This window comes from uncultured Bacteroides sp., from assembly GCF_947632445.1.
In the GTDB taxonomy this organism is placed as follows: domain Bacteria; phylum Bacteroidota; class Bacteroidia; order Bacteroidales; family Bacteroidaceae; genus Bacteroides.
Window position 1 is genome coordinate 1 of sequence record NZ_CANRPM010000117.1, and the last position, 4,290, is coordinate 4,290.

At 55.5% G+C, this 4,290-nt stretch carries 6 protein-coding genes and 1 pseudogene; all 7 read left to right on the forward strand.

Annotated features, from left to right (window positions below; translation table 11 throughout):
- A pseudogene (locus Q0Z70_RS13125) lies at nt 1-416 on the forward strand (hypothetical protein); the annotation flags it as partial.
- A 16-nt stretch (nt 417-432) separates the two neighbouring features.
- Nucleotides 433-1,515 (forward strand): DUF932 domain-containing protein, encoded by a 1,083-nt coding sequence (locus tag Q0Z70_RS13130; RefSeq protein WP_298075199.1) that lies wholly within the window; start codon nt 433-435, stop codon nt 1,513-1,515.
- A gap of 37 nt (nt 1,516-1,552) precedes the next feature.
- The gene (locus Q0Z70_RS13135; protein WP_298075202.1) at nt 1,553-2,395 is read left to right on the forward strand and encodes a hypothetical protein; all 843 of its coding nucleotides are present in this window, start codon (nt 1,553-1,555) and stop codon (nt 2,393-2,395) included.
- A 5-nt stretch (nt 2,396-2,400) separates the two neighbouring features.
- Nucleotides 2,401-2,904, forward strand: a complete 504-nt coding sequence (locus Q0Z70_RS13140; RefSeq protein ID WP_298075204.1) for a hypothetical protein — start codon at nt 2,401-2,403, stop codon at nt 2,902-2,904.
- Complete coding sequence (locus Q0Z70_RS13145; RefSeq protein ID WP_298075206.1) at nt 2,901-3,137, forward strand: hypothetical protein; 237 nt, start codon at nt 2,901-2,903, stop codon at nt 3,135-3,137. The genes Q0Z70_RS13140 and Q0Z70_RS13145 overlap by 4 nt, the downstream gene beginning before the upstream one ends.
- A gap of 90 nt (nt 3,138-3,227) precedes the next feature.
- Entirely contained in the window at nt 3,228-3,521 is a 294-nt protein-coding gene (locus Q0Z70_RS13150; RefSeq protein ID WP_298075208.1) for a hypothetical protein, read from the forward strand.
- Between the two features lie 226 nt (nt 3,522-3,747).
- The coding region (locus tag Q0Z70_RS13155) for a hypothetical protein (protein ID WP_298075210.1) at nt 3,748-4,290 on the forward strand (543 nt) is incomplete at its 3' end.

The window sequence follows — 4,290 nt, forward strand, 5'->3', positions numbered from 1 at the left end:
GAACGGGGCGTATCCGTGTTTACGGTGTCCCGAAATATGATTACGCCGATATTACGGTGGATCAGAGCGGCAAACTTTCCTGCTCATTTATCAGCATGACGCCGGTAGAACGCTTGGCGGAACAGTCTGAACCGCCCAATCGTCAGGAACAGGATCCCCAGGCATGGTATGACGTCCACGCCGAGAAAATCCTGGAGCAGCTGACGTCCGATTTGAACTCCAGAGGTAATAACAGTCTGCTTCTGAAGGAAGATGGCTCGGTAATTGCTTGCTACGGCGAGGACGAAGGTGAGACAAGGAAAGGCGTTTTATCTCGTCTTCCGCCCAAAGCCAATTGGGGCGCGTTGGCCGAGCTCATAGAACAGGATGGCCTGACGGCTACGGTGCGGGACTCCTGTATTGCGGTCACATGGTAAAAAGCGAGGTGTGCTTGTGAAGAAAGGAATGACGATTCAGGAAACGCTGACTGAGATTATGCGTCAGAGCAACGCCAAGGCCGACTACATGGTAAATCTCAGCAACATGCACCTGGAGACTTGCGACGGAACACCTGTCCTGCGCCTGCTGGATGAAAACGGACTGGATCGAGTGGAACCTCTGGACATTCTGCCTACCGCTCACCGGCAGATCGGTGAATTTCTGAACATTCCCCGGAAGTATTATGACAAGATGCTTCAGGAGAACATCGGCCTTCTTGCCGAGAACGTAAACAGTTGGCTTGGCCGTTCTGAGGGCGAGCGTATGGTTCGCACAATCGACGGCAAGGCAAGGGCGTTTTTAAGCAACCGTTACCGGCGCATCGACAATCTGGATATTGCCCGCATCACCCTTCCCATTATTGAGAAGATGCCCGGCGCCATCTATGAGAGCTGTCAGATTACCGATGACGCCATGTATATCAAGGTAGTCAATCCCAAACTCACTGCAGAGGTGGTTCCCGGCGATGTGGTTCAGGCCGGAGTGGTCATCTCCAACAGCGAGACGGGCCAGGGCGCCGTGAGTATCCAGCCTCTGATTTTCCGCCTTGTCTGCACCAACGGCATGACGGTGAATGAGGCCGGCACCCGCAGAAACCACATTGGCCGGATAAACAGCAGTGATGAGAATTTCCTGCTGTATTCTCAGGCGACTATTGAAGCCGATGACCGTGCGTTCATCATGAAGATCCAGGACACAGTACGAGCCGCGGTGGACGAAGCCCAGTTTGCCAGAGTCCTGGATAAGCTGCGGGAGAGCAAGAGCAAGAAGCTGAATACCACCGATCTCCCCGGCGTGGTCAAGCTGGCAAGCTCCAGTATGGGCATCACGGACGCGGAGAGCGACGGGGTACTCCAGCGGCTCATTGAGGGCACCGACTACACCCTCTACGGCCTTGCCAACGCCGTTACCCGGCACAGCCAGGATGTGGAAAGCTATGACCGCGCCTCCAAGCTGGAGGAGATCGGCTATCAAATCATCACCATGTCGCCGGAGCTTTTCCGGCGCATTAACAATGTAACTCGCATGGCCGCCTGAAGGCTGTGCGGAAATAAAAATACGAGGAGGAAAACACATGAATACTCAGGAAACTAATATGATGCAGTGCCCGCCTTTCGTTCTGCCCGATCTTGAACCGGTGGCAAGCGACTCTGGCTTTACCAAGGAGGAACTGGAAGGAGATATGGACGGCCTCCGGCTGAACTTCCAGCGCGTGAAGATCCCCAGCGGCGGCCAGGTCCAATTCGAGCTCCCCGGCGACGACCCGGACAACCCGGACTACGCCAAGTTCCTGGACGGCGTCATCGTCTACAGCCACAACTCCAACGCCTACTGGCCTGACGGCGATGACTACGACGACAACACACCGCCCGCCTGCCAGTCCACAGACGGTAAGTTGGGCTACGGCACTCCCGGCGGTATCTGCGCCGACTGTCCCATGAACCGTTTTGGCAGCGACAGGAAAGGCACCGGAAAAGGCAAAGCCTGCAAGAACATGCGCGTCCTGTACCTGCTCCGCAGCGGGGACTACATGCCCATCAAGCTCTCCCTCTCTCCCACCAGCATCAAGCCCTACACCGATTTCGTCAATGCCGCATTCATCTCAAGGCGCCGCGGCGTTTGCGGAAGCGTAGTGCGCATCGGCCTGAAGAAAAAGAACAACGGCAAGGATGACTACAGTGTGGCGACCTTCCAGAGACTCTACGACTTCACCGGCGAGGAGCTGTCGCGGGCCAGGGCCTACGCCAACAATTTCAGGCAGCAGATCGAGCTGATCCTTTCCCAGCGTACCGGGGATATCGAGGCGGAGGCCGGCAGCGGTGTGGAGATGGAACGCCCTGCCAAAGTTATGCCCAACAACGCAGGGCACTTTGAAGTTGGCACCATCAACGGCGACGCGGAAGACTTGCCGCTGTAATTCGGATGACCCCCCTGACAGATGAGCAGCGCCAATTTGCGGCGGATAATCACGCTCTCATCTATTCCTTCCTTAATGAGGAGGGCCTTGATGAGCGTGAGTACTATGACATTGCCGCTTTGGGGTATGTATCTGCGGTCAGGCGGTATTTGATGCGGTCAGAACTGCGCCGCTACGCCTTCTCTACCGTTGCGTGGAAATCCATGCGGCGCAGCATTACGGCGTTTTATAAGGCTGAGTCCCGCAGAGTGAAAGCGGAGCAAAGCTATTTGGAATCATCCGCCTTGGAGGATCCCATGGAAGAAATGGAGGCCAGATTGATTTTGCACGACCTGGCCTCTGTTGCCCACAGGGCTCAGTACGAGCTGGCGATCCTGCGTCTGCAGGGGTATTCCATCGCCGATGTGGCCAAAAAGCAAGGCATTTCCCCTAAAAAAGTGCGGAGCCTGCTAAAAAATCTGTATCGAGAATGTTTTCAAAAATATACAAAGAAGGAGGCAAAAATATGATAACCAAGGCCCACAGGACTCTGAGCGGGTCACTGATGCACCCACTTTGCGTTGGCAACTGTGCCTTTATCCGCCACGAATCGGGATATACTCGAACGTCCCGTGTCGTTGCTATCAAAAGCGTGAGCCGGGAGGAAATCTGTTTTGAGACGCAGAACACCCACTACCGGCTTGTACCGGAACCTACAACCGAATGTGCTGACGGCCTCACCGTTATGGGCTTGACGGCCTGAAAGCTCCGGGAGCGCACGAAGGGATTCCCTTTGTGCGCTCCCTTTTTTGAGAGAACATCCAAACGGCGCAAGGCAACGGAGGTAACGACAATGTATACGATTCAAAATATCCGAACAGGTAAATTTCTATTCGGAACAGCGTTCGGTTACGGCGCCGGCTCCAGTAAGCAGAGAACCAGTTTTGAAATGATGGTCACTTACGACAGCCTGTTTTCCGCGAAGGCGGACTTTTTGCACCGGCAATGCGGTCATGATTACCGAATCGTCCGTCTCAAGCCGCCTGAAGTGGATCGCGTCATAATGTACGATACTCCCAGCGGCTATGATACCGGCGTGCGTGAGGAACGATCACGAAAAGCGAAACGGAGGAATAGACAAAAGTGAAAATCACCGATTCTGACGCCCCTAAGGGCGTCATCTGGTACCACGACACCGCCTGCCACAAGTGTGGTACGATGCCGGTCAACTCCTGGGACAAGCGGGTGTCCCGCGCCCTGGGCTACAAGCACATCCACTGCGAAGCCTGCATCGCCAAGGAGTACGACATATCGGTTGACGATCTTCGGGGTGTCATGCAGGAACACTATGGGCTGGTGCCGTGTTCTGGTCTATGAATGAGCTGACCAAGGAGCTTCTGGCGGAGGGTTGGACGTTGGAGAAACACCCGGACTATGTTTATAGAGGCCGTTATGACGAGGGACTTGAGTATAAGTGGGAACACAAGCTCAAGCTCGTCTGGCAGACCGGCTGCGGGCTTTTGGTGGAGGGTCAGACAGTGGCGACTTCCGATGCCTGGTTCATGGGCGTCCAGTACAGCCCGGAGAACGGGAACCCGCTGCTGCGGTGCCCGTACAACAACCGCAAATGCGAACACATTCCGGAGGGGTTCCCGCTCCCCATGTGTCCGTGCCGGCTTACGGATCAGCCCTATGACTACGAAGCCAGCACGGAAAAGGTGTCCGACGGCAGAGCCAAGGCCCGGCGAAAGCAGTACATGGAGATTACGGGCGGACAGTATTGCGCCTGCGTCGTGGACTGCAACGGCTATGAAGGCGGCCAGCTGGAGGTCAAGTATGATGTAGACCGGTGCATACGAACCAGGTGCAAGAATCAATTCTGCTCCATCCGCAAAAAGCCCCATGACCTGACGCCG